This window comes from Cohnella cellulosilytica (assembly GCF_042431195.1).
In the GTDB taxonomy this organism is placed as follows: Bacteria; Bacillota; Bacilli; order Paenibacillales; family Paenibacillaceae; genus Cohnella; species Cohnella cellulosilytica.
In genome coordinates, this window is record NZ_JBHMDN010000028.1 from 108,229 (window position 1) to 133,809 (window position 25,581).

At 56.6% G+C, this 25,581-nt stretch carries 24 protein-coding genes and 2 riboswitches; of the genes, 6 read left to right on the forward strand and 18 right to left on the reverse strand.

Annotated features, from left to right (window positions below):
• Nucleotides 1–47: 47 nt before the first annotated feature.
• Together ACFFT4_RS20240 and ACFFT4_RS20245 are read right to left on the reverse strand one after the other, a co-directional pair.
• Nucleotides 48–863, reverse strand: a complete 816-nt coding sequence (locus tag ACFFT4_RS20240) for a transglutaminase domain-containing protein (protein WP_378050628.1) — start codon at nt 861–863, stop codon at nt 48–50.
• Between the two features lie 15 nt (nt 864–878).
• Nucleotides 879–964, reverse strand: a riboswitch (cyclic di-GMP riboswitch).
• Between the two features lie 34 nt (nt 965–998).
• Nucleotides 999–1,086: riboswitch (cyclic di-GMP riboswitch) on the reverse strand.
• A gap of 116 nt (nt 1,087–1,202) precedes the next feature.
• Complete coding sequence (locus ACFFT4_RS20245) at nt 1,203–7,145, reverse strand: SdrD B-like domain-containing protein (protein ID WP_378050629.1); 5,943 nt, start codon at nt 7,143–7,145, stop codon at nt 1,203–1,205.
• A gap of 294 nt (nt 7,146–7,439) precedes the next feature.
• Between ACFFT4_RS20245 and ACFFT4_RS20250 the strand changes: the two genes are divergently transcribed.
• Complete coding sequence (locus tag ACFFT4_RS20250; RefSeq protein ID WP_378050630.1) at nt 7,440–7,739, forward strand: hypothetical protein; 300 nt, start codon at nt 7,440–7,442, stop codon at nt 7,737–7,739.
• A 59-nt stretch (nt 7,740–7,798) separates the two neighbouring features.
• Here the strand turns inward: ACFFT4_RS20250 and ACFFT4_RS20255 are convergent, their stop codons facing one another.
• The 5 genes from ACFFT4_RS20255 to ald form a co-directional block, all read right to left on the reverse strand.
• Entirely contained in the window at nt 7,799–8,623 is an 825-nt protein-coding gene (locus ACFFT4_RS20255) for a purine-nucleoside phosphorylase (RefSeq protein WP_378050631.1), read from the reverse strand.
• A 28-nt stretch (nt 8,624–8,651) separates the two neighbouring features.
• A complete protein-coding gene (locus ACFFT4_RS20260) occupies nt 8,652–9,827 on the reverse strand; it encodes a phosphopentomutase (RefSeq protein WP_378050632.1) in 1,176 nt (391 codons plus the stop codon).
• A 35-nt stretch (nt 9,828–9,862) separates the two neighbouring features.
• Complete coding sequence (locus ACFFT4_RS20265; protein WP_378050633.1) at nt 9,863–10,771, reverse strand: tyrosine recombinase; 909 nt, start codon at nt 10,769–10,771, stop codon at nt 9,863–9,865.
• Nucleotides 10,772–10,864: 93 nt separating this feature from the next.
• A complete protein-coding gene (locus ACFFT4_RS20270) occupies nt 10,865–11,098 on the reverse strand; it encodes a DUF4227 family protein (RefSeq protein ID WP_378050634.1) in 234 nt (77 codons plus the stop codon).
• A 56-nt stretch (nt 11,099–11,154) separates the two neighbouring features.
• A complete protein-coding gene (gene ald, locus ACFFT4_RS20275; RefSeq protein ID WP_378050635.1) occupies nt 11,155–12,279 on the reverse strand; it encodes an alanine dehydrogenase in 1,125 nt (374 codons plus the stop codon).
• A 160-nt stretch (nt 12,280–12,439) separates the two neighbouring features.
• On the opposite strand from ald, the gene ACFFT4_RS20280 reads away from it, so the two are divergent.
• Entirely contained in the window at nt 12,440–13,561 is a 1,122-nt protein-coding gene (locus tag ACFFT4_RS20280; RefSeq protein WP_378050636.1) for a S8 family peptidase, read from the forward strand.
• A gap of 114 nt (nt 13,562–13,675) precedes the next feature.
• The gene (locus tag ACFFT4_RS20285) at nt 13,676–14,788 is read left to right on the forward strand and encodes a response regulator (RefSeq protein ID WP_378050637.1); all 1,113 of its coding nucleotides are present in this window, start codon (nt 13,676–13,678) and stop codon (nt 14,786–14,788) included.
• Nucleotides 14,789–14,853: 65 nt separating this feature from the next.
• On the opposite strand, the gene ACFFT4_RS20290 is transcribed toward ACFFT4_RS20285, so the two are convergent.
• Together ACFFT4_RS20290 and ACFFT4_RS20295 are read right to left on the reverse strand one after the other, a co-directional pair.
• A complete protein-coding gene (locus ACFFT4_RS20290) occupies nt 14,854–15,318 on the reverse strand; it encodes a glutathione peroxidase (protein ID WP_378050638.1) in 465 nt (154 codons plus the stop codon).
• On the reverse strand, nt 15,315–15,800 hold the full coding sequence (locus tag ACFFT4_RS20295) for a MarR family winged helix-turn-helix transcriptional regulator (RefSeq protein ID WP_378050639.1): 486 nt from the start codon (nt 15,798–15,800) through the stop codon (nt 15,315–15,317). The genes ACFFT4_RS20290 and ACFFT4_RS20295 overlap by 4 nt, the downstream gene beginning before the upstream one ends.
• Before the next feature lie 170 nt (nt 15,801–15,970).
• Here ACFFT4_RS20295 and ACFFT4_RS20300 point away from each other — a divergent pair, with 170 nt between their 5' ends.
• Nucleotides 15,971–16,447: a glutathione peroxidase gene (locus ACFFT4_RS20300; RefSeq protein ID WP_378050640.1), complete on the forward strand. Its 477-nt coding sequence runs from the start codon at nt 15,971–15,973 to the stop codon at nt 16,445–16,447.
• A gap of 82 nt (nt 16,448–16,529) precedes the next feature.
• On the opposite strand, the gene fur is transcribed toward ACFFT4_RS20300, so the two are convergent.
• From fur to ACFFT4_RS20320, 4 genes are all read right to left on the reverse strand, one after another.
• Complete coding sequence (gene fur / locus ACFFT4_RS20305) at nt 16,530–16,985, reverse strand: ferric iron uptake transcriptional regulator (protein WP_378050641.1); 456 nt, start codon at nt 16,983–16,985, stop codon at nt 16,530–16,532.
• Between the two features lie 72 nt (nt 16,986–17,057).
• Complete coding sequence (gene spoIIM, locus ACFFT4_RS20310; RefSeq protein WP_378050642.1) at nt 17,058–17,717, reverse strand: stage II sporulation protein M; 660 nt, start codon at nt 17,715–17,717, stop codon at nt 17,058–17,060.
• Nucleotides 17,718–17,786: 69 nt separating this feature from the next.
• Nucleotides 17,787–18,995: an endonuclease Q family protein gene (locus ACFFT4_RS20315; protein WP_378050643.1), complete on the reverse strand. Its 1,209-nt coding sequence runs from the start codon at nt 18,993–18,995 to the stop codon at nt 17,787–17,789.
• A gap of 3 nt (nt 18,996–18,998) precedes the next feature.
• On the reverse strand, nt 18,999–19,568 hold the full coding sequence (locus tag ACFFT4_RS20320) for an NUDIX domain-containing protein (RefSeq protein WP_378050644.1): 570 nt from the start codon (nt 19,566–19,568) through the stop codon (nt 18,999–19,001).
• A gap of 107 nt (nt 19,569–19,675) precedes the next feature.
• Here ACFFT4_RS20320 and mciZ point away from each other — a divergent pair, with 107 nt between their 5' ends.
• Complete coding sequence (gene mciZ / locus ACFFT4_RS20325; protein ID WP_378050645.1) at nt 19,676–19,831, forward strand: Z-ring formation inhibitor MciZ; 156 nt, start codon at nt 19,676–19,678, stop codon at nt 19,829–19,831.
• Between the two features lie 82 nt (nt 19,832–19,913).
• On the opposite strand, the gene ACFFT4_RS20330 is transcribed toward mciZ, so the two are convergent.
• Nucleotides 19,914–21,044, reverse strand: coding sequence for a M20/M25/M40 family metallo-hydrolase (locus ACFFT4_RS20330; RefSeq protein ID WP_378050646.1), 1,131 nt, complete (start codon nt 21,042–21,044; stop codon nt 19,914–19,916).
• A 76-nt stretch (nt 21,045–21,120) separates the two neighbouring features.
• Here ACFFT4_RS20330 and prli42 point away from each other — a divergent pair, with 76 nt between their 5' ends.
• Entirely contained in the window at nt 21,121–21,213 is a 93-nt protein-coding gene (gene prli42 / locus ACFFT4_RS20335; protein WP_378050647.1) for a stressosome-associated protein Prli42, read from the forward strand.
• On the opposite strand, the gene lipB is transcribed toward prli42, so the two are convergent.
• From lipB to ACFFT4_RS20355, 4 genes are all read right to left on the reverse strand, one after another.
• The gene (gene lipB, locus ACFFT4_RS20340) at nt 21,188–21,877 is read right to left on the reverse strand and encodes a lipoyl(octanoyl) transferase LipB (RefSeq protein WP_378050648.1); all 690 of its coding nucleotides are present in this window, start codon (nt 21,875–21,877) and stop codon (nt 21,188–21,190) included. The two genes, prli42 and lipB, sit on opposite strands and share 26 nt — an antisense overlap.
• A 107-nt stretch (nt 21,878–21,984) precedes the next feature.
• Nucleotides 21,985–23,373: a dihydrolipoamide acetyltransferase family protein gene (locus ACFFT4_RS20345; RefSeq protein ID WP_378050649.1), complete on the reverse strand. Its 1,389-nt coding sequence runs from the start codon at nt 23,371–23,373 to the stop codon at nt 21,985–21,987.
• 35 nt (nt 23,374–23,408) lie between these two features.
• The gene (locus ACFFT4_RS20350) at nt 23,409–24,395 is read right to left on the reverse strand and encodes an alpha-ketoacid dehydrogenase subunit beta (protein WP_378050650.1); all 987 of its coding nucleotides are present in this window, start codon (nt 24,393–24,395) and stop codon (nt 23,409–23,411) included.
• Nucleotides 24,395–25,423, reverse strand: a complete 1,029-nt coding sequence (locus ACFFT4_RS20355) for a thiamine pyrophosphate-dependent dehydrogenase E1 component subunit alpha (RefSeq protein ID WP_378050651.1) — start codon at nt 25,421–25,423, stop codon at nt 24,395–24,397. The genes ACFFT4_RS20350 and ACFFT4_RS20355 overlap by 1 nt, the downstream gene beginning before the upstream one ends.
• Nucleotides 25,424–25,581 lie beyond the last annotated feature (158 nt).

Consider the following 25,581-nt stretch of genomic DNA (forward strand, 5'->3'; position numbering starts at 1 on the left):
AAAAAGCGTCCGGAATCTTTGACGATTCCGGACGCTTCGAAGTTTAATCAATAATATTTAGCGGCTGCATAGTCGCTTGCCTTTTTCGCGAACGCTGCTTTCTTGTCGCCTTTGCTCAACCCCGCGTCCACCGTCGTATCGACGACGACCCATTTCCCGTTCAGATAAACCTCGTTCCACGCATGATATTCGTCGACCAAATTCGATTTTCCCATAACCAGCTTGGCCGGAATGCCCTCGCTGCGCAGCATTGCCGCGTACAAGGTGGCGTAGCCGTAGCAGATGGCTTTGCCCGAAGCGAGCGTACCGTCGATGTCGGGAACGTAATCCGAGGTGATCTTGCGAGCCAAATCTTTGTCGTAGCTGACATTGCGAACGATATATTCGTAGATCGCTTTCGCCTTCTGTTCGTCGGTCGCGGCGCTCTTGGTCAATTGCTTCGTCTTGGCCAGCGTCTTGCCCGCGTTCTCCCAGGCGATCGATAAGGTGGAATTCAAGAACACATCGGGCGTATTTTTAACGGTTACGCTGATTTTCTCCGTGAGATTCACACGATACTTGTTGCCGGTAACTCGCTCGAGCACCATAACCTCGTATTGCCCGTTCCCCATCTGCAGCGGCAGCCATACGATCTGTCCATCCGCGGACGTGTTCAGCGTGTAAGTGTAGCTGGTTCCGTTCTTCGATATTTTCGCTTTCATATCCACAGTCGGCTTGCTCGCCAGGCGAATGCCGATCGTGCCCTTGGTCAATGCGCTCGTATCTAATGCCGCTTTGTTCGCTCCCGCGCTTGCAAAAGCGAGAGTCGGAACCGCAGCGAAGAGAATGAAAATCGTTAACAGCAACCTGGCAGGTTTAAACATAAACCCCAAACTCCTTTCGGTAGCTGGCTGCCATTCCTCGCGGAAGAGAAGGCCCTTTAGCTTTGCGTCCCTGCCTTTCGACAGGTTTGCCGTTATCGTGAAGCTTGTCCGAATAAAACAAAAAAAGCCCAGTCTTTCGGTAGCTGGCTATCATCCTTCCATGGGAAGGGAAGACCCTCTAGCTTTGCGTCGCTGTCTTTCGACAGGTTTGCCGTTATCGAGCTTGCTTTAATTAAGTAAATTATAGCGAAATTCCGTCGAAAAAGCAAGAAAAACCTGCCAATAATCTTGGCAGGTTTAGTAGAATTTATCTCTGTTCTCTATCTCTTACTCTATTCTCTATTTTTTCTTGATAAGGGAAATTCTTTTGCGGTTCAGGAAGATCACTCCCGCAGCAATAAGCGCCAGACCCGCGATTTGCAGCGGCAGCGGGCTGTCTTCCCCGGTTTTCGGCAATGCTTTGCCCGGAGCCTTGCCTCCGGCGTCTACCCCGCCGAGTGGAACATCGTCCACGTCGATCTCGACGAGAATTTCCTGTTCATTGCCTTCCGAATCGATCACGATGATGGTAAAGGAATCTTTGCCTTTGTAGTCTTTGTCCGGCGTATATTTCCATTTGCCGTCCGGCGTGATCGTAACCGTGCCATGCTTCGGTTCTTCTCCGACTTTAACTTTGCCGCCTTTAGGAACTTCCGTTGTTCCTTCGACCGGCTTCTCGTTCGTCGTTTTCTCTTCTACCTTCTCGATCGGCTTGCTCGGCTGCGGAGTCTCGGAAGGTCCCGGGGTCTCCGACGGGCCTGGCGTCTCCGAAGGCTCCGGATCTTCCGTCGGCCCCGGCGTCTCGGTCGGCTTCGGCTCCTCCGTCGGCTGCGGCGTCTCCGACGGTCCCGGATCAGGCGTCCAGCCTCCTCCGGAGCTTGGGACGTAGATTAACCCAACGTCAATGCTGAGATCCTCCCACACTTGACCGACACCATCGCCAATCGTAATCACGGCGGTGAAGCCTTTGGTCAGTTGGTTGGAATCCTGCTCGGGATCTACTCCGGCTTCCTCTGCTTTCGTCAGTTTATATCGGCTTGGAATGAGGAATTCAACGTAATAATCCCCACCTACCAAGTGATCAAACAGGTAGTAGCCCGGTTTTCCGGAATTGTCGGATTTCGTTTTTGTTTCAGCAAGCGGATTTTTGTCCTTATCGTACAATTTGACCGTAATTCCGTTTACGCCATAGTTTTGGTTTTCATCTTGTTTGCCGTTGGAATTGCTGTCCAACCACACATAGTTGCCGATAGCCCCGTTCGCAATCAAACCGAGATCGATCGTATGATCTACCCAATCCGGCGATCCGGGCGCGCCGCCAATCACAATCTGATCCGTGAAACCGTCATTGTCTGTCGGGTCGGAATCCTTGTCGTCGGCGCCAACGCCTGCTGTAGTCTTGGTGTAATCAACAGGGACAATGAATTTCACATAATACGTACCGGCCAGCAGGTTGTCAAACAGGTAGTAGCCTGGCTTTCCGTCTTTGGTTTGGGTTATCGCAGTCGCGATTGGCGTTCCCGATTTGCTATCCTTGTACAGCTCCACTTCAATACCGTTTACTCCGTCGGAATCCGCATCATTCTGAATGCCGTCTCTGTTGCGGTCCAACCACACATAGTTGCCGATCTCTCCGCGCGGAACCAGTCCAAGGTCAATCGTAAGATCGTCCCATACGGAATCGGGATCGGAGCCGCCGATTGGAATGATAGAGGTTATTCCCTCGTTATCCGTCGTATTGGAATCATTGGTCGAATCCGTTCCATCTGCTTCTGCCGTGGTTACGCCATAATCGTCAGGTATAATGAATTGCACCTTGTAATTACCCTGCGGCAGACCTGGGAACAGATAAAATCCTTTTTTGCCCTCATGATCCCTAGTGAATGTTTGAGCGATTTGAACTCCCGTATCGTTAAACAATTTCACTGTGATTCCGTTGATTCCGTTCTCGCTAGCGTCCTGCAGACCATTCTCATTTTCGTCAAACCAGACGTAGTTGCCAATAGAACCTACCGGAACGATAACGACAGGAATTTCATGTTCATCCGTAACCTCGGGCACTTCGTCCGGTTCTACCCCGACTTGGTTAACAACCCGGGTCCCGCTCTGATCCGAAGCTTTTACCAGATAGGTATATACAATTTCTTTGGTCTCTCCGACCAGCAGCGACGGAATATTCGGGATCGATCCGAACTTCGAGTCGTTAATCTTGAGATTGGTCAGATCGTAGCTGCCGATGTTCGTGATCTTGACGATATAGTCGATCATCATGTTTACAGCATCTTTAGCAACCTGCAGCGCGCTCGCTGTCTTCTCGACCTTAACCCCGGCAGTAGGAACCGATACTTCGTCCTCGATCGGGTCAGGAGATTCGTTGTAGTTCACAACGATCTTGTTCACCAGATCGGTTCCGTCGATGTCGGCGGACACGACGTTGTAGGTGCCTTCCAGAACGATGCTCTTGTTCTTGTCCAAGCTTTTAATAACAATGCTCGGTTGATCCAGGTCGGTAATGATATCCGGTCTATTGTTGGTGTTGCCGCTTATTGCGATCTCTTCACCGTCGTAGATCAGTTTGGTAAACGTGTAGCCGGATTTGCCTCCGTCCAATTCATCTGTGAACTTGATGTTATGAATGGTCACGGATGAATCGTTGCTCAGTTCAATTTTGTAATGGACTTCGTTGCCATCCAACACATATTCCTTGTTCGGAGCCACTTTGGAAGATGTGCCTTGCGCCACGCTATCGATGGTCTTCTCGACATTGATCGCCGGGAATTCATCATCCGGGCTCGGCGGATTCGTCTCGATTAGACCGAAATCGATTGTTCTGTTCTTCTCGGCCGTCCCAAGAGCAATAGTGCCTGTTCTATACGGAGTGTATCCCGCACTGTCAGTGGTTCCTTTTGTCGTCAAGTTGGAATCTGTCTGGTTCTCGCGATTGCTCGGATCAACTCCTCCGGCATTGGCGATCGTCGGCAGATAATGCTCGGGCAGTACGAATTCTACTACGTAATCGCCTGCTTCAAGACCTTGGAACAAATAGTAGCCCGGTCTGCCGTTAATATCGTAACCCGTTTTGCTGGACTTGTAGAAGTTGCCGTCCTTGTACAGATTGACAGTGATTCCGTTGATGCCTGCTCCTTGTCCGCCGTCTCCGTTGAATTCCTCGTCCTGGATTCCGTTTTTATTGCTGTCGAACCAGACGAAATCTCCAATTTCTCCAAGCGGTATATGCGTGCTTGCGGGGTCGATCACAAATCCGACTTTGTTCGGCGCAGTTGGGAGCATTTTATCTCCGCCGCTGCTGCTTATCTCTGTCGCTTGAATCGCGAAGGAGTTCCAAGCGATCTCGTTAACCGGCGTCCCTACAGGCGCATCCATCTTCCAGTCCAAAACAATATAATCGCCTGCGGCAAATCCAAGGGTTTCATGGTCCAGACTGTCGACGCTTCTAATGTTCGAAATTTCGAAGTACAGCGACTTGATATCGGTCAGATCGTCGGAATTATAGTCGCTTTGGGCAGTCCAACCCTCTCTGCTGCCGGTCACGTTCGCAAAATTTACAACGGTGTCCTGATTCACGGATTTGCTGTAATACGTCTTCAAATCGTACTTGACCTTCCTACCATTCATTGCACTGGAAGTGAAGATCAGATCGTTTCCGGATGAAATGACCTCCGCCAAGTTTGGCCGCCATTTCGAATTTCTGGCTTCATACGAACCGGAAACTCTCACCGCATTATCCCCGACATGGGGCAAAATATCGATGACATCTACACTGCTGATCAGCGTGTTACCGCTGTTTCGAATAACGAGCTTGTAGTCAGCCGTTCCTCCCTCGTACGTTACACTGTAATATGGGAATTCCGTGTAGTCCGGCAATCCTGGCTCGGTGTCAAACGGTTGAACCGGGATGGCCGGCGCGCCCGTATAGCCGCTGCCATCGCCCACCATGAAAATCGGAGCAAGATCGCCGCGGTTCCACTTCGTCGATTGAACGAAGGTGCTTTTCTTCACCTCAATCGTTGCTGTCGCTTTACAGAAGTAGGCGTTGGTCGGATCAGAGTCTGCCGATTCGAGAGTTGGATTGTGAATGGGTCCGTTTGCGTTTCTCCAAGCATCCAATCCTGCAGAGTCAGGCGCATACTGATTCGTATCCCCGCTGTGCCAGAATTGTACGTCAGGATCTTTAGTCGTAATAAACAATTCATTCTCGTAATGGGTTCCAATTGGCGTTCCCGCTCTTACCTGGGCCTTATACTTAATCTTAAACTCTTGCCCCGGGTGCAGTTTCACGCCATCCGTATCCGCCCAGGACCATCTAACAAGCGTTCTACCGGTACCGTTATAGTTCTTATCCACGATTGTCGCTGTCGGCTTAGGCGTCGTAATATCGCCCTCAATAGTAAAGGAAGCGGCAAGAGCGGCTGCCTCATCTACGATCTTCGGATCGGTGTAATAATCGAAATTCACCGGCAGCAAATCGTACACGACAGGATCGACGTAATTCCCGGTCGCTCTAATATCGTTTCCGACCGTCAGCGTAAACGGAACTAAGCTGAGCGGACGATAGTTGGCGACTGGCGGCGTTAATTCTTTGGATGCGTTCAGCCATGCCTTGGGCGCATTGATTTTAAAGTTCGTCTGGGCAGTTACCGGAGTTTTGGATTCATACGCATAACCGGGCGCCGAGCCCGGCGCTTGATAATTCAACGTTGCCGTGTTGGTAACCGTATCGCCATGAGCAACAGCCGTGCTGTCGTTGTTTCTATTTTCCAGCACGGTGCCGTTAATGCGAATATCGCCAATCGTTTGACCTACGTCAAGCTTATCAAACGTCCAACGCAATGCTTTAAGATATTCGTTATCCGGGATATCAATCTCCTGGTTTTCGCCAATCTGTATCGTACCTGCGGATTTGGCTCCAAGATTGACCCAGCCTTCGTCAGCATCAGCACCAGTGCCGATCGTTCCCGTCAGATATTCCAGCTTGGCAACGGCCGGAATCGCGATTGAAGTGTAGTTCATATCCGGAGGCAGCGCGTCTTCCAAAATAAGATCCTTCAACGGCACGTTGTTCGTCCCGTTAGCCGCATTCTGGATGCCGGAAATAATAAACCACTGATCCTGGTCATGCCAACGATAATCATACTGCCTGGACTTGGACAGACCGGGCGCTCCGGCAACCGGAGGCCCCACCTTGGTTGTGACCGTTTTGGTCTCGCCGCCGGCCGTTAACGTTCCGCCGTCAATCGGGCCGTCACCGGGATCATACGTAATGTTTACGGTGTTCTGGCGATTCCCGGGACTCGTCCCCCCCAGATTGTCCGGATAGTCCAGCACGATCGTCGCTTCAAACGATTGTCCCGCTTCCAGCGTAATGCCGCTCCATGTGATTGTATTCGCCGCTGAATTATAGTTGCCGGAGATCGGCGAGTGCGACCCCGGTGTAATTTTTCCATCGTAGACGGTCGAATCGCTCACAGGTATTCCTGACGGCAAATTCTCCACAAACGTTACATTCTGCAGAGCTCCCGCATTGGCATTGCTCTGAACGCTGCGGATTCCTACTTTGTACTCAACCTCTCCGCCAACTATCGCCGGACTTCCCGGAATATGTACATCTTCCACTTTGAAGGCTTCCCACTGTCCATACACGGTCTGTGGAACGGAAGGACCTCCCGGATCCGTCCCGCCGCCGCACGCCGGGCCTCCAGCATTCGGGTCGGCCTTGATCGTCACGTCCGCCGATGCGGTCGCTTTAAGACCCGAGCCATCCTGCAGCGCAAGCTCGGCTGTGTTTTTTACAACGACCGGACTCGCGGAACAGGTCGCTTTCGCTTTTACTGTGAACCTAACGAGAATAGAACTACCGGACTCTAATTCATAGGGGGCCATCGATAGATTGGAACCGGAAACAAGGTCCCACTGATCAGAGTCCACCACGGCAAACTCGGAAGGCACCATATCGGATACAACCAAGGTTTTGCCAACCTGTGTCGCTCCGTCGGCCTGATATTTGATCGTGTAATCGAATTCTTCACCGACTTCCACTTCTGTTTTGGAGGCTTCTTTGGTGAACGTAATTCCAGGAATGGAAGTATCCGCAGCCTGCGAAGAAGGAGCCACAAACAACTGCGTCGCTAACTGAAGCACCAGCGCGAGCGCGACGAATATCGTCAGCTTCTGCTTGGCTTGTCGAGCTCTGGTCTTGCTTACTCTTACTCTACTGACTCTCACAAAATCATCCCTCTCTCGTAAGAAGTATTGCAATTACATGAGGAAGTCCTCGATGTCCGTCGAAAAGTCGTAGCGCAGACGACAAAACGACAAATCCTGCAGTCGATACCTGGTTTGTCCGCATGCAAAAAAAGCACATAGCTGAATAATAGCAATGCCGACTGAACAACTTCTGAAAAAAAATGGTCGACAAAAAATGCCGCCATCCTACTAAAAATCCAACCGAAGAGTCGTCTTGACATCCGAACACATGTTTGCTAAAATAAGTAAATCATTAGCGAGAGGGGTCTACCAATGTCCGAAGAACGTCTGGCCAGGCTGGAGGATATGATGGGGCAGCTGATCGGTATGGTGGGGAAGGTTCTGAGCGAACAGCATGAGATGCGGCAAGAGATGAATGGAATGAAGCAGGAAATCGGCGGGGTTAAGCAAGAGATCGATGGAATAAAGCAAGTATTAACAAGAATGGACGAGCATTTGGAGAGAGTAGAAACCGAACAAACCCGTTATAACGATTCCACTCTCTATCTGATGGACAAGTCGACACAGCACGATCATGACATCCACGTGCTTAAGAGACATATTCTTAAATAATCTTTCTACAATATAAAAGGAGCTGCCCCCGAGGGCGAGCTCCTTTTTTGATAGCCGGATTACATTTTCGGAAGAACCGTGAGGACAAGCGATAGGAATTGTCCCTTCACGCGCTCCGTCGTCTCCATGACTTCTTCGTGCGAGAGCGGCTGATCCAGAATGCCCGCGGCTGCGTTGCTGATGCACGAAATGCCGAGCACCTCGATTCCCGAGTGCCGGGCGACGATCACTTCGGATACGGTGGACATGCCCACCGCGTCGGCGCCGAGCGTCCGCAGCATGCGAATCTCGGCCGGCGTCTCGTAATTCGGGCCGAGCAATCCGACGTAAACGCCCTCCTTCAGCTCGAAGCCGAGCTCCTTGGCCGTTTCCTTGGCAATGCCGCGCAGTCTTTTGCTGTACGCCTCCGACATATCCGGGAACCGAACGCCCAGCGCGTTGTCGTTAGGTCCGATCAGCGGGTTTTTCCCCGTCAAGTTAATATGATCGGAGATGAGCATCAGGTTGCCCGCCGCGAAGTCGAGGTTGATGCCCCCGGCCGCGTTCGTGACCAGCAGCTTCTCCACTCCAAGCGCCTTCATTACCCGGACGGGCAGCGCCGTACGTTCCGGTTCGTAACCTTCGTACATATGGAACCGGCCGCGCATCAGCATGACGTTGCGAGCCTGCAGCTTGCCGATCAGCAGCTCTCCCGCATGCCCCTCCACCGTTGAAACCGGAAAATGGGGAATATCCTCGTAAGGGATCGTAACCGCGTCTTCCAGCTCGTCTCCGAGAACCCCCAGGCCGGACCCGAGAATCAAGCCGATCTCCGGCCGCACGTCCGTCGTCCTGCGGATAAACGCAGCCGCCTCTTCGATCATCGTTTTGGTTATCGCTTGCATGGGATTACCCTCTCCTCTATTCCATCGCTTATTTCAACAACTCGAGAAAGCTGGAGCCGTGCGTCTTGAATTCGATGCCGAAGTTGGCGGCGACGGTTGCCGCAACGTCGGCGAAGGTGGAGCGATCGGCCAGAGCGCCCGCTCCGGTCAGGCCCGGACTCCACGCCAGCAGCGGCACGAATTCCCGGGTATGATCCGTTCCCGCATGAATCGGGTCGTTGCCGTGGTCGGCAGTGATCAGCAGCAGATCGTCTTCCTTCATCGCCGCCATAATGTCCGGAAGCGCCCGATCGAATTCCTCCAGCGCCCGTCCGTATCCTTCCGGATCGCGCCGGTGACCGTACAGCGAGTCGAAATCGACCAGATTCGTAAAGAGGAAACCGCGGAAATCCTGCTGCAGCTCCTTGATCGTCACTTCAATGCCGTGTGCGTTGCTCTTCGTCGAAGTCGTTCTTGCGATTCCTTCGCCGCTAAAAATATCGTTGATTTTGCCGACGGACACGACTTCCACCCCTCCGGCCTTCAACGCGTTCAGCACCGTCGGATACGGAGGCTTTACCGCGTAGTCGTGGCGATTGGGCGTCCGCTTGAATGCGCCCGGAGCGCCCACATAAGGTCTCGCGATCACTCTTCCGACCGAGAACTCGTCCTTCATCGTCAGCCGTCGCGCGACCCGGCAAGCGTTGTAGAGCTCCTCCAGAGGAATCACGTCCTCGTGAGCCGCCAATTGAAAGACGCTGTCCGCCGACGTGTAGACGATCCATGCGCCGCTTCTCATCTGCTCCGCGCCCAGCTCGTCGAGAATCTCCGTTCCCGATGCCGGCTTGTTGCCGATGACGGTCCTTCCCGTCTCGTCCTCGAATTGCCGAATCAGAGCGGCGGGGAAGCCGTCGGGGAACGTACGGAAAGGCTTGTCGATGCGCAGCCCCGCAAGCTCCCAGTGCCCGGTCATCGTGTCCTTGCCTACCGATACCTCCGCCATCTTCCCGTAATATCCGCTTGGGGCGGGTTCCGGCTGCCAGGCTCCCAGCGAAGCGATGTTGGCCAGTCCCAGCTTGCGCAGGTTGGGAAGCGCCAGCCCCGGTGTCCTTTCGATAATATGGCCAAGGGTGTGCGCCCCTGCGTCTCCGTATTGTCCGGCATCCGGCAGCTCTCCGATGCCTACGCTGTCCAGCACAATAACCGCAATCCGTTTATAAGCCATGCCCATATTCCTCTTTTCGCTAGCAATGTCGCTTTTTATGTACCGGGCTTCCTCCCGGAGCGGGGGTGACTGCGTTCGTATACTTCCGTCAATCTCGGCTTAGCGGCCGATAAGTAAGGCTGCAGCGAAGCCGCGCTGGTAACGCCGAGCATTTCCTGTACCGCGCGCAGATCGGCGCCGTTCTCCAGCAAGTGCGAGGCGAACGAGCGGCGGAGCGCTTGCGGAGTCGCATCCATGCCCAACCGGTCGGCATAGCCCTTCAGGATTTTCCAAATCCCTTGACGGGTCAGCCGCGAGCCTTGCCGGTTAAGAAACAACGCGGTCTCCCGCTTCTCCGGACGAAGAAGCTTGGGCCTAACTTCCTCTACGTATTTCGATACCCAATGGTTTCCGCTGGCGCCCACGGGCACCATTCTTTCGCGGCCGTCCGAACCTAAGCATAGCAAAAATCCCATGTCCAGTCTAACGTGATCCGCATCCAAAGACGCCAGCTCAGACACGCGAAGGCCGGTCGCGTATAACAGCTCCAGCATGGCCCTGTCCCGGATTCCCGCCGCCTGCCCGACGTCGGGCAGCTCCAGCAGCTCGTCCAGCTCTCCGGTCCGGATCGTCTTGGGCGTTTTGGGCTCCGCTCTGGGCGTCTCCAATTGAATCGCCGGATCGGCGTCGACGTAACGCCGGAGCACGAGAAACTTGCAGAAAGAACGAAGCGCGGCGACGCGGCGGGCAATCGTCGACGAGGCTCTGCCCTGCGCCCGCAGCTCGTTCAAATAAGCGGTCAGATGGCGCGCTCTCAAATCCGCCGCCGTCCCGACGCGCTGCTTGTCCAGAAAACCCAGGAAGTCGGACAAATCGCTCAAATAGCTTTGCTCCGTGACGGGAGCGACGCCCCTGTCCTCCTTCAAATATGCGAGATAAGCTTGCAGCAGGTCTTTTAAGTCCATGACGAATTCCTTTCTCTTGCCCCATGCGCCTATCCGTCGTTATTCCCACCTCCATTACTTCAACGCGCGGCCGCTCTTTTCCTCCCGAAACCGCTATTCCCCCATCCAAAAAAACAACCGAAGACGATCGCCGGGCGACACGTCCGGATCGCTTCCTTCCCCTGTCTTGAATACCTTAAACGCTCTTCCTTCCGGAACTTTATACGGATCGTTCGGATCGAGCCAGCCGTGAAACCATCCGAACAAGCCGTGAACGACGACGGCGAGCGCCAGAAAGAGGAGCGTAAACTGCAATCGCTCCCACCATCTCTCCAACGGACCTTTCATCCCCTCATCTCCCCTTGTCCATGCCCCTACTCAACCGTATGAAAAAGGAGAGACGTTCATACCTGCCGCCACAAGCTTTCCAGCTTCGTATACGGCAATCCTACGGCCTCGGCCACCTGGGGATGGGTTATCGCGCCGCGGTACGCGTTCACGCCGAGCGCGAGCATCGGATTGTTTTTCACCGTATCCTCGAACCCCAGACGCGCCAGCTGCAAAATGTAATCGATCGTAACGTTCGTAAGCGCGAGCGTCGAAGTTCGCGGCACCGCCCCGGGCATATTGGCGACCGCGTAATGAACGACGCCGTGCTTTTCGTAAGTCGGGTGCTCGTGCGTCGTCGCGCGGTCGATCGTCTCGACAGAACCGCCTTGGTCGACGGCCACGTCGACGATGACGGCGCCTTTTTTCATCGTCCGCACCATTTCTTCGGTGACCAGGCGCGGCGCCCGGGCGCCCGGAACAAGCACCGCTCCGATCAGCAGGTCCGCTTTGCGGACGGCATTGGCGATGTTGTAGGGGTTGCTCGTAAGCGTGCGCAGCCGTCCTTGAAATACGTCGTCGAGATAGCGCATCCGGTCCGCGCTTTTCTCAAGCACGACGACCTCCGCCCCGAGGCCGAGCGCCATCTTGGCCGCGTTCGTTCCGACGATGCCTCCGCCGATAATGATGACCTCCGCCGGGGGAACACCCGGCACGCCGCCAAGCAGCACGCCTCTCCCGCCCTGGAACGCCTCCAAATATTTCGCGCCCTCCTGGACCGACATTCGGCCGGCCACCTCGCTCATCGGCGTCAGCAGAGGAAGGCTGCCATTCGGCGCCTGGATCGTCTCGTAAGCGATCGCGGTTACCTTCCGGTCCGCGAGCGCCCGGGCCAAATCCGGAGCGGCGGCCAGATGCAAATAAGCGAACAGCGTTTGGTTTTCGCGAAATAACGCGAACTCTTCCGGCAGCGGCTCCTTCACCTTCACGATCAAATCCGCGCTCGCCCATACGTCCTCCGCGGTCTCCGCCAGCCGCGCGCCGGCCGCAGCATATTCTTCGTCCGCGAATCCGCTCCCTTCGCCCGCTTGCCGCTGCACGACGACGCTGTGGCCCTGCCTTACGATCATCTCGCATCCGGCCGGTGTAAGCGCGACGCGGTATTCCTGCTTCTTAATTTCTTGGGGCAATCCGACAATCATGCTCGTTCCTCCCGCTCTCAATGTCCTTCATCTCCCTTACGGTCTCCCCGGCTTCCGAAAATATGTGCGCGCCGCCCCATGCACCCCGCATGCGAATCTCCCATACCCTACTACAGAATACGGTCAAGGTACGGATTTGATCCGCTCAGGAGGTCATTGGATGAACCTATTGGCTAAACAGCTCTGCGCCGCGTTGAAGCGGAAGCGGCCGGCATCCCGCGCGGAACGGAGGAACATCGTGTTTCGCAGGGCGCAGGATTACCGCGCCTGCCTTAAGCAGCTTTCGGCGGAGGGCATCCGGCCGCTCAAGCAAGTCGACTCCATGCGGATGATCTGCTGCCACGGCGACAAAAGCGCCGGCTGGAAGCAGCTGAGCAGCCATCCGCGCATCGCTCTCGTGGAACGGGATCGCAAAGTTAAGGCGCACGGGTTGGGACGCGTTGCCCTGCCGGGCTTGTCCGCCGTCGTCAAAAGCCGCATCACCTGGAACGTCAACCGGGTCAAGGCTCCTCCGGCCTGGCCGGCCGCAAACTTCGGGGCAGCGATTAAAATCGCGATTCTCGACACCGGCATCGCCCGTCATCCCGATCTGGCCATCGCCGGAGGCGTGAATACGATCACGGGCAAATCTTACGCCGACGATAACGGTCACGGGACCCATGTCGCCGGAATCGCCGCCGCAACGGGACGCAAAAGGATTTACGGGGTCGCGCCCAAAGTCGAGCTCTATGCCGTCAAGGTGCTGGACGAGAACGGCTCCGGTTTTATTTCCGACATCGTCGAAGGCATCGATTGGTGCTTGTCCAGAGGCATACGCATTTTGAACATGAGCTTCGGCCTTTCGGCGGACAGCGCGCTGCTCAGAAACGCGATCCGGCAAGCGAGGCGCCGCGGAGCGGTTATCGTCGCTTCGGCGGGCAACAGCGGCACCGCGCTTCCGCAGATCGACGCGCCCGCCCGTTATCCGGAGACGATCGCGGTGGCCGCCACGACGCGAGCCAACCGGCCGGCCAGCTTCTCCAGCCGCGGACGCGGAATCGACATCGCCGCTCCGGGCGTCAGCATTCTGTCCACTTGGCCGGGCGGCACGTACCGCAGGGAGTCGGGCACTTCGATGTCCGCCCCGCACGTAACGGGAGCCGCGGCCCTGCTCAGGGGCGTGCGCCCCAAGCTCAGCGCCACCGAAGTCGCCCGCAGGCTGAAGAAAGCCGCGCTCGCGATTCCGGGAGGCAAGAGAGCCGTCGGCTCCGGACTTCTGCAAATCGAGCCGGCAACTCGCTGAACCGACTTATTATTACGCGCCCAAATGCCGATATATAAAGTTAGGCCGGTTAATGCCTGCCGACGACTCACCGGCCTCGCATTCGCATTCCAATCAAGGAGTTAACCATGCCCTATGAAAGCAATTCTTGTAGACGATGAAGGACTGGCGCTGAGGGATTTGGAACGGCAATTGGAGAAAATAGGCGGCATCGAAATCGCGGGAAAGTTCCAGAACGCGGCAGACGCCCTGCAGCGAATCGGAGAGCTGAGCCCGGATGTCGCCTTCCTCGATATCGACATGCCCGAGATTTCCGGACTGGAAGCCGCCGAGCGCATTCACAAGATTAACGAAGAGATTGAAATCGTATTCGTTACCGCCTATCACGAATACGCGATCAAGGCGTTCGAGCTTGCCGCGCTGGATTACGTGCTCAAGCCGATCAACGCCGACAGACTTGCCCATACGTTGGAACGACTGAAGCAGCGAACGTCCTCCCGCCCCCGCGAGAGCGCGCCCTCCGTCGCTACGGTCGGCTGCTTCCGAAGATTAAACATCGAATACGGAAAGGCCGAGCCGTTCTCCTGGCGCACCGTGCGGGCACAGGAGCTGTTCGCCTATATGGTGTACAAACGGAATCAACCGGTTCGCAAAGATATTTTGCTGGACCTGCTGTGGCCGGATACGGAGTATAAGAAAGCTTTTACGCAGCTGTATACGACCGTCTATCAAATCCGCAAATCGCTCGAAGCCGCCGGGCTGACCATTCGGCTCACCAACAGCGGAAGCGACTATTATCTGGATTTGGGCAACAACCGCTACGACGTGCAAGAATGGGAACAGGGACGCCTGTCTCTCCCCGAGCTTTCTCCCGAGACGGCGGCGGAGCATCTTGCCTGGCTTCAAAGCTACGAAGGGGATTATTTGTCGGAGACCGATTACGTGTGGGCGGAGAACGAGCGGAAAAGACTGCGCGACATCTGGTACAAGCACGCGCTCGCGTTAAGCGAAATGTGGAAAGCGGCCGGCTGCCGCAAGGAAACGCTCGAGGTTTACGATTTGATCGAGACGAGGTTTCCTTTCTCCGAAGAGGTTTACTTTATGGCGATGCAGTTTTACGCCGATAACGGGGATTTGGAGATGGCCAAGCTCAAGTACGACAAGCTCTGTGCGATGCTTGACGAAGAATACGGCATCGCCCCTTCGCTGGCTGTTCGCCAGTGGGCGGATACCGTGTTCGGCCGTTAAACCCCCGTTAATGAAAAGGCGAGCCTCCTTCCGTCGCCAACGGAAGAGGCTCGCCTTTTTGGGGATTACGCCAACAGCTTGTCGATATCCGGAGCGATGTCCAGCGGCTTCACCGAGGAATCGTACAGCTTGACCGGATTGCCGGCGCGATCGATCAGGAATTTGGTGAAGTTCCATTTGATCTCGCCGTCCGTTGCGGATTTCAAATAATCGAACAGCGGGTCGGCGTCCGGTCCGTTCACGTCCAGCTTCTCCATGATAGGGAAGGTTACTCCGTAATTCACGCTGCAGAACGCCTCGACTTCGCTTGAAGTGCCGGGCTCCTGTCCCCCGAATTGATTGCAAGGAAATCCGAGTACGACAAGCCCTTTGTCCTTGTAAGCCTCGTACAGGCTTTGCAGGTCGGCGTACTGCGGCGTAAATCCACATTCGCTGGCGGTATTGACGATCAGCAGCACCTTGTTTTCGTACTGCCGCAAGGGCACGGATTCTCCGTTTGCTTTGCGGCTCGTGAATTCATAAACGCTCATCGTTCGTTTCCTCCCTGTTCGTAGTTTGCGTCGGTTCGCGAAGACGCCATTCCTTGCACCCTGCGGAGCATGTCCGCGATTTGCCCCCGCAGCCTGTTCGCTTCTTCCGGGGCGATCCCGGCCTGGCAGAACAGCTGCTCGGGGATTTCCCGCGCCTTCTCCTCCAAACGTTCGCCCATCTCCGTCAGTTCGACGATCACGCTGCGTTCGTCCTGCGGGTCTCTCGTCCTTGTGATCCATCCCATTTGCTCCAGCTTCTTCAGAAGAGGGGTCAACGTGCCGGAATCGAGGTACAACCGCTGGCCCAATCGTTTGACCGTCGCCCGCCTCTCTTCCCACAGCGCGAGAAGCGTAATGTACTGCGTATAAGTAAGCCCCAGTTGCTTAAGCAGCGGGTGATACAGCTTCGTGATTTCCCTGGCGCAGGCATATACGGCGAAGCAAAGCTGATTGTCCAGTTTAAGCGCCGACTCGTTGTCCATCCTCTTCTCCTTTCCGCCGCGGAGACGTTGCAATTGATTGTATGCAATTAAATCGATCTAACTATAGCATTTGCGATTTTGCCTGTCAAAGCATTGACTTTTAAAATGAGTTGTATACAATTTAATTTATAACAATATAAAATGGACGCCATTCCCAGGAGGTTTCTGCCATGTCTTTATACGACATTCCCGTAACAACCGGAAGAGGAGAAGAAACGACGCTGTCCGAGCATCAAGGCAAGGTCATGCTGATCGTCAACACGGCCAGCAAATGCGGGTTCGCTCCGCAATTCGGCGGCTTGCAGAAGCTTCATGAAGCTTACGCCGATCAAGGACTTGCCGTCCTCGGTTTTCCCAGCAACCAGTTCGCCAACCAGGAGCCTCTCGAGGGCGAAGCCCTGGCCGAGCATTGCCAGATCAACCATGGAGTTACCTTCCCTTTATACGCCAAGATCGACGTGAAGGGAAACGGCATTCACCCTCTGTACCGCCAGTTGACGAAAGCGGCTCCGGGTTTCCTCGGGTTCAAGAACATCAAGTGGAACTTCACCAAGTTTCTGGTCGACCGCAACGGCAAAGTCGTCAAGCGTTTCTCCCCGACCGTTACTCCCGAGCGCATAGAGGCCCATATTCAAAAGCTCCTCTAAAGCTGCTGCCGTTCCAACCGCTCTATATTAACGGAAAAAGAGGCCTCCTTCTGTACAAAGGGAGGCCTCTCCGTTGTTGTCGTTATTCTCCGCCGGATTCGCTTGCTTGACACTTGGCGCAGATGCCCTGGAAGTCCAATCGGTGGTCCAGCACGTTGAAACGGTATTCCTTCTCCAGTCGTTCCTCCAGCGGTCCCAGCCAGTCTTCCATAATTTCCGACATAGATCCGCATTTCACGCAAATGAGATGGTGGTGGTGGTGCTTGTTGCTGTCCGTTCGAAGATCGTAGCGGGCTACGCCGTCGCCAAAATTTATTTTTTCCACGACATGCATCTCGCTCAGGAGCTCTAACGTCCGATAGACGGTCGCCAGACCGATCTCGGGCGCTTTATCCTTGACGAGCATAAACACGTCCTCCGCGCTGAGATGATCCTCTTCATTCTCGAGAAGCACCCTAACTGTCGCTTCCCGCTGCGGAGTCAGCTTATAGCCCTGGGACTGCAACTGCTGTTTAATTTTTTCGATGCGGGCTTCCATGGTTTCCCCTCCGGTAGCTGGTGCACTTCCCTTCATTATAGGATGAGCCTATTCATTTAGTCAAACTTCACATCACATTTTAGAAGAAAAAGCCGAAAATTCCTGGGCGGAGACGGAAGGAGCGATTCGGTCCAGCACATTCGGCGATACGAAAGCCTCGTACAGCGAAGCGACGCACAGCACGAGCAGCATCGCCGCGGCGACGGCCGTATGGGCCAGGAACGGCGGCAGCAATCGGCCCTTGCGGCGGAATAACCGCTCCCGCACGACGAAATAAGCGAATCTTGCGGCCGACAAGCTGGCGATCATCAGCGCGGGCACGACCAGGGCGTTGCGCGGCCCCGTCGCGAGCAGGAAAAACAGCACCCCGTTCCAGGCAAACTGCTGCGCCAGCACGGCGGCCGCGAATCCGATCAGGACGCCTTTCAGAAAATCAAGCACAAACACAAAAGGCAAACCGATGACCGACAGCCCCAGAAACCAGATCAGCAGCAGCCATTTTCCGTAAAACAGAAAGCTGTCCCGGAACGCCGAGGCGGGCGACGCCTCGCCGGGTTTGTCGACTTTGGCCAAGTAGACGCCGATCGAGTCGGCCAGCTCCTGCTGCTGGTCCAGCGTCAGCGCGTGGACGAGCATCGCTCCGAAGATCGCTCCGACCAGCACCAGCACGCCCAAAAACACATATAAATTCAAATTGTCGCGAGCCGACAAATTCCATAAGCGAAAATTCACGACGGCCAGCCTCCTTGTCCATCATCTGCGACGCATCCCGTGCCTCATTGTATGATGGACAAGTCCGGTTTATGATTGGCGGATGCTCCCGTAGCTGCCGCCGCTGCCGGACGTAAAAGACAGCTTGTCTTCCCTCGCCCGGACGATCAATTCGGCGATCTTCTCTCCCGCTGCGGAAGCGATCGCTTCCGCAGGGAGCCGGTGAAGGATGTCCATCTCCGTTCCGACCTCGGTGAGCAGCTTCTCCCGCTTGGCCGGGCCGACGCCGGGAAAGAAGGACAGCGGCACCTGCGGCCGGTAAGGAGGCCGGCCCTCGGGCTGCAGCGGGCGTTCCCGATCCGCCAGGCGGCGAATGCGTCCGGACACCCCGCGGGTAAGCCGCGAGCTGCCGCAATAAGGGCAGACGGCGACCTCCTCCTCCGTCTCGGGAACGGTGCGACGGCAGGCGGCGCATGACGTTTCGTGATATTTGCCGAGCTCCGGATGCAGCCCGTAGTTGGCCAAAATGCGCCGGCCCTGCTCGCCCTTGAGCGCCTTGGCGAATTCTTCGAACGAGGGAGTCGACAGCAACAGCTCGTTGCACTCCCGTCCGATCATTCCGGGGGAATGCGCGTCGGAGTTGGTCAGGAAGGCATACCGGTCGAGCTCGGACAATGTTCCGGCCATATCGGAGTCCGCGCTGAGTCCGAGCTCCACCGCCGCGATGCCGTCCGGATCGAGCCTGTCCGCCAGACGGTCCGCGGAGCAGCCGAGCAAGCCTCTGTGCGGCGTGAAAATATGGGCCGGAATGAGCAGCCCTCCCCGCGCGACCAGTTCGGCCTGCAGCTCCCTGGCCGTTACGCGAATGCGCTGCGTGCTTAGACGAATGTTGGCGACCCGCGGAGTCATCCAGGCCGTCCACTCCTGCATCGCCTGCAAGGACGGCAAGAAACCGAGCAGATGAAACGGCCCGCCCCCCTCTTCCTTGACCTCCATCTCGGCGCCGAGCAGCAGCGTCGTATTCCGATAACGGATGCCCCCGCCGGGCACCTCCTCCATCTCTCCCGAATGCAGGCAATCGAGAATATCCTTCTGCACGGCGGGGGAGTGGCAGTCGATAATGCCGACGAGCTCGATGCCCTTGCGCTCGGACGCTTCCTTCGCGATCTGCCGGAAGGTCAGGTTCCGGCTGCCGCTGATTTTCACGGGTTGTCCGTCCTGGGATCTGCCGATATGCACGTGCAGGTCGGCGAAATACGGAGACAGCCGATCGTCGGACGGGGCTTTCGAGTCGCCCATCGGTCAGAACGCCCCCGTCAGAACGTGCATGCGCCAAGCATAGACGGCCAGCAGCGTCTTGGCGTCGCAAATCCGTCCTTCCCGAATATACGCCTGCGCCTGCTCCAGCGTAATCGCTTCGCACGTCAGAAACTCTTCCTCGTCCAGGTTTACCTGACCCGATTCAAGCTCTTCCGTCACATAGAGATGCACGATCTCCTCGGCAAAACCGGGTGAGGTGGAGAACGAGTGGAGGTGACGAATCGTTTTCGCCCGATATCCGGTCTCCTCCTCCAGCTCGCGAAGCGCGGCCGCTTCGGGCTCCTCTCCCGCATCCAGCTTGCCGGCCGGAATCTCGACCTGGACTTTCTCCAGCGGCTTGCGGAACTGCTCGACGACGAGCATCTTGCCGTCCAGCAGCGCCAATACCGCTACCGCTCCCGGATGCCGCACGATTTCCCTCGTCGCCGTTCCCCCGTTCGGCAGGCTCACCGTGTCCACTTGCAAGGATATCATTCTGCCCTCGAAAATCGGCTTCGTCTCCAAAGTCCGTTCGTAGAACGGATGAGAGGCGATTTCATTTTTTTCGCTCATTGTACGTTTCCCCCAGTCTAATCTCGTGTCCGCGAGCATACCTTCAACGTATAGGAAGCCCGTCCCTCGGGAACGGGCCGAGCAGCCGATACGAGGAGGCCCTGCCCATGTTGAAAAAATACGTAACGCCGCACAGCCTGCAATACGTCGGCAAAGCTTGGGAAATCCGCCATGCGCTTCGCCAGGAGAAGAATCAACGCGGAGAAGGCACGCCGCTTGCCGCGCTGCTCGCGGGAAGACAAGCGCCTCCGCGAAGCCGTTAAGCCGGGTTCCCCGCGCGGAGCGGAATAACGAGGGCAGCGCCCGCGGCCGCAAGGCCGAGGCGCTGCCCCTTTTGCGCGGCGCTTACCGCTTCAGCGTCTCGCTCGCGATGGCCAGGACAAGCTCGGCCGCCTTCGCGAGATCGTCCGCTTTGATCTGTTCCTTCGTCGTGTGGATGTGCTCGTAGCCGACGGCCAGATTAACGGTCGGCACGCCGTTGCCGTTAAACATGTTCGCGTCGCTCCCGCCTCCGGAGGAGAACGAGCGCGGCGTCAGCCCGATCGCCTTGATCGCCGCTTGCGCGACCTGGACGACTTCCGTGCTGTCGTCGTGGGCGTACGCCGGATAGATCGTCACCGTCTCGAAATCGAATCCGGCTCCGCACTCTTCGACGGCGCTGGCGACCGCCTGGCGCATCGATTCGACCTGCGCGTCCATTTTCTCCTGCACCTGGCTGCGAGCCTCCGCGTAAATCTTGATCGTGTCGACGACGATATTCACTTCGCCGCCGCCCTCGAAGCGGCCGATATTGGCCGTCGTCTCGCTGTCGATCCGCCCCAGCTTCATGCGCGACACCGCTTTGGAAGCCACCTGGATGGCGCTGATGCCGTCTTCCGGGTTAACGCCCGCATGCGCGGCTTTCCCCCGGATCGTAATGTATTGGCGCGAATTCGTCGGGGCGGATACCGCAATCGCTCCGATCTCGCCGTTGGAATCGAGCGCGTACCCGAATTTGGCTTTCAGCCGCGAGCCGTCCATCGCCCGGGATCCGATCAAGCCGGACTCCTCGCCCGTCGTAATGACGAACTGGATGCCCCCGTGCGGCAGCTGCAGCTCCCGAATCACTCGCAGAGCCTCGAACATCGCCGCCAGCCCCGCCTTATCGTCCGCGCCCAGAATCGTCGTCCCGTCGCTGCGAATATAGCCGTCCGCATCCAGGCGGGGAGCAATTCCTTTGCCCGGAGAGACGGTATCCATATGGGAAGTGAACAGAATGGCCGGAACGGTCTCCCGACCGGCCGACGCCGGAAGCCACGCGAACAGGTTTCCCGCTCCGTGACCGATCTGCTCGGCCACGTCGTCCTCCGACACTTCCAGTCCGAGCGCTTCGAATTTTTCCTTGAGCACCTTGCTGATTTCCGCTTCGTGTCTCGTCTCGCTGTCGATGCGCACCAATTCCATAAACTCGGCCACTATTCTATCCTTCTGAACCATGATCTTTCCTCCCGGAGTCGTATTCGTTACAATAAGATTATGGACATGCCCCAACTGAAAGGATGTGAAGTCGCTTATGAACAGACGCTGGTTTAAGATCGTCGTTTACGTCACTCTATTCGCCTTGGTCGCTACGACTTTGCTCATGGGAATATCCCTGCTGCAGTAACAGGCGCGTAACCGAACACTTCGGCGAAACGGGGAACGATTCGTCTTCCGATCTCTTCCAGCTGCAGCTCGGTCCCGGTTAACGTCTCCAGAGACGTTACGCCGTATTCCGCGATGCCGCACGGCACGATGCCCCGAAAGCCGTCTTCTTCCACGTTCCTCTTCACGTTAAAAGCGAAGCCGTGGCTCGTGACGAAACCTCGCCGCGTACGGGCCTTGTTGAACTTGACGCCAATCGCGGCGATCTTCCGGTCGCCGACCCAGACGCCGGTATACTCCGGCTTCCTTCCGCCTTGTATGCCGAATTCGGCCAACAGTCGGATAATCGCTTCTTCCAGGTTTCTTAAGTATCGGTGCAGGTCGAGCCCCGCGGCGTCCAAATAAAGCAGCGGATAGCCGACCAATTGCCCGGGCCCGTGATACGTAATATCTCCCCCGCGATCGATCTCGAACACTTCGATTCCGCGCCGCGCAAGCTCCTCCGTCCCGTACAGCAGATGCTCGGGATGTCGATCCGTGCCGAGCGTATACGTCGGCGAGTGCTCGAGCAGCAGCAAGGAATCGCCGCGCTCCTGGCGGTCAATCTCTCGGACGAGCCGCTTCTGCAGCTCCCAGGCCTCTCCATACTTCAATCGGGACAACCATTCGACATTAAGTTCTTTCATGCTGCGAAACCTCCTGCTCGAACAACATCTACCTTATTGTAGCTCATCTGACCGGTCAAGAAAACCCGGCACGCCGCGCTGATGCGCAGGGTGCCGGGCAGCCGTTCCTAGTATACTTTCGTCTCCAGATTGTAACCCTCCAGATTTTCCTTAACCCGCTGGAGGAAACGTCCGCAGATGACGCCGTCCAAAATCCGATGGTCGAGCGACAGGCACAAATTCACCATCGAGCGAACGCCGATCATGTCGTTGATGACGACCGGACGCTTCACGATCGATTCGAACGTAATGATCGCGGCCTGCGGGTAGTTGATGATCGGCTGGGTCAATATCGATCCGAACGATCCCGTATTGTTGACCGTAAACGTACCGCCTTGAATATCGTCCAGCTTAAGCTTCTTGTCGCGCGTGCGCCGGGCAAGATCGTCGATCTCGTGCACGAGCCCGGAAATGTTCTTCTGATCCGCGTTGCGGATGACCGGCGTCACGACCGAATCCTCCGTACCGACGGACAGCGAGATGTTAATATCGCGCTTCACGATAATTTTGTCCACGGCCCATACCGAATTCATGATCGGATAGTCTTTGATCGCGTTGACGACCGCTTTGATCATGAACGGCATATAGGTCAAATTGATGCCTTCGCGCTTGCGGAATTCGTCTTTAAGCTTGTTGCGAAGCACGACGAGATTCGTCACGTCGACCTCGATCATCATCCAGCCGTGCGGAATTTCGCTGACGCTTTGGCGCATTCGGGTCGCGATCGTGTTGCGGACGGGCGTCACGTCGATAAAATATTCGCCGCGGCCGGGCAGCTCCTGCCCCTCCACCTCGACCGAAGGAATCCGCGGCGACTGAGACAGGTGAATTCCCGAGGAACGCACCGGAATTTTCGGGTCCATCGGCGTGATCGGCACCGTCATTGAGACTGGAGCAGCGGCCTGAGCCGCTCCCGTGGCGGCGCTGCCGGATGCCGCCTCCAGCACGTCCTTGCGGGTAATGCGTCCGCCCTCTCCGGTCCCGCTCACCTGATTCAGATCGATGCCATGCTCGGCTGCCAGCCGCTGAACGGCCGGGGAATAGCGATGGCGCATCGGAGCCGCGGCGTCGAACCCTGCCGCAGGCAAAGCGGCAGCCGCGGGCCTTGAGGTCGACGTCGTTCCCGGCGCCGCTGCCGTTGCCATTGCCGCGTTTGACGACGTTGCCGAAGCGCCGCCGTCTTGCTGCTCGGCCGGAACCTCGGCATCGGCTTCCACTTCGACGAGACAGATCGCCGCACCGACGTCCACCGTTTCTCCCGCGCCGATGAGGTGCTTAACGAGCTTTCCTTTTACAGTGGAAGGGAGCTCGGCATTGACTTTATCGGTAATCAGTTCGCAGATCGGCTCATACATGTCCAGCATGTCGCCCGGCTGCTTAAGCCAGCGGTCGACAGTCGCGGAGACGAGAGATTCCGCGAGCTGGGGCATTATTACTTCTACAATCTTTTTAGCCATTTGATACCATTCCCCTCTCAAATCCGGTGACCGGCTTAATAGCGCGCAAGCTCCAGCATCGCGGCCTTCAGCTTGTCCTTGTTCAGCAGGAAGTGCTTCTCGCCAGGAGGGTTGATCGGCATGGCCGGCACATCCGGGCCGCACAAACGGCGGATCGGGGCATCCAGGTCGTAGAGCAGCTCCTCCGAAATCAGAGCCCCTACCTCGGCGCCTACCCCGCCCGTCTTATTGTCTTCGTGCACGATCAGCACTTTGCCCGTCTTGGCCGCCGCTTCCAGAATGCCTTCGCGGTCCAGCGGCTGGATCGTCCGCAAGTCGAGAATGTGGGCTTCGATCCCGTTTTCCCGGGACAGCTCCTCCGCGGCCTGCATCGCGAAATGAAGCGGCATGCTGTAGCCGATAACCGTCAGATCGGTTCCTTCGCGCATCACCTTGGCCTTGCCGATCGGAACGATATAGTCATGCTCCGGCACTTCGTCGGAGATCAGCCGGTAGCATTTTTTGTTTTCGAAGAAAATGACCGGGTCCGGATCGCGAATGGCCGCCTTGAGCAATCCTTTCGCGTCGTACGCCGTAGCGGGGGTGACGATCTTGAGGCCGGGCGTTCCGAAAAACACCGACTCCGGACACTGGGAGTGGTACAGCCCCCCGAATACGCCTCCGCCGATCGGCGCGCGGATCACGATCGGACAATCCCAGTCGTTGTTCGAACGGTAGCGGATTTTGGCCGCCTCGGAAATGATTTGATTGGTCGCGGGAAACATAAAATCGGAATACTGCATTTCGGCGACCGGCTTCATTCCGGCCATCGCCGCTCCGATTGCGACGCCGGCGATCGCGGATTCCGCGAGCGGGGCATCCAGAGCTCTGAGCTCTCCGAATTGCTGCTGCAGCCCCCTCGTCGTGCCGAACACCCCGCCTTTGAGCCCGACGTCCTCGCCCATGACGAAAACGTCGTTATCCCGCTCCATCTCTTCCTTCATCGCAAGCCTGATCGCTTCGATATATTCGATTACCGGCATCAGTAGCCCTCCCCGTTATCCTCTGCGTATACGTAACGGAAAGCATCCTCCGTCGGTTGGAACGGCGCTTTCTCCGCATATTCGTTCGCTTCGTCGATCGTTGCGCGGATCTCGGCCTGCAGCGCCGCTTCCTTCTCCTCCGACCATAAACCGGCGTCGACCAGATATTGCTTGAACACCGGCAGCCCGTCCTTGCCCTTGTGCAGGTCCACCTCGTCCTTGGTCCGATAGGCCAGATCGTTGTCCGAGGTCGAGTGCGCCGTCACCCGGTACGTCATAATCTCGATCAGGGTCGGCCCTTCGCCCGCGACCGCGCGTTCGCGCGCCTCCTTGAACACCCGGTACACTTCCAACGTATCGTTGCCGTCTACCCGCACGCCGGGAAATCCGTAACCCAGCGCCCGGTCGCAAATCCGCCCCCTCGTCTGCTTCGCCAGAGGCATCGAGATGGCGTATTGATTGTTCTCGCACACGAAAATAACCGGAAGCTGATGAACTCCGGCGAAATTGCAGCCCTCATGAAAATCGCCTTGATTGCTTGAACCGTCCCCGAACGTGACGACCGCCACGGACGGCTCTCCCCGCATCTTGGCGGCCAGAGCCAACCCGGCCGCGTGAGGCACCTGCGTCGTCACCGGGCTGGAGCCCGTCACGATGCGAAGCCGCTTGGACCCAAAGTGTCCGGGCATCTGGCGGCCTGCGCTATTCGGATCCTCTGCCTTGGCATACAGCGACAGCATCAGATCCTTGACCGTCATCCCGACCGAGAGCACGAAGCCGTAATCCCGATAATAAGGAAGAAACCAATCGTGTTCCAGATCCATCGCGAACCCCATCGCGACCTGCGACGGTTCTTGAGTAATTCCGGAGATATGAAAATTGACTTTGCCGGCGCGTTGCAGCAATTGCCCGCGTTCGTCGAAACGGCGGGCTAGCATCATCATCTTGTACATGTCGACTACGCGTTCGTCCGTGAGGCCAAGCTCGGCGTGACGAAGCGTTCGCTGGACGGAACCAGTATGCATCATGGGCGCGTCCTCCTGCTTTGGTTTAGTTTTATAACCTGGTCTTAATACTTGGAGTTAATTCTTATTATACTCCCCTCGCAAGCAAAAAGAAACGCCCAACCCGCTGCGCCGAACAATTTTCCGTAACGGATAGTTGTTCGGCGCCGAAAGGATGCGTC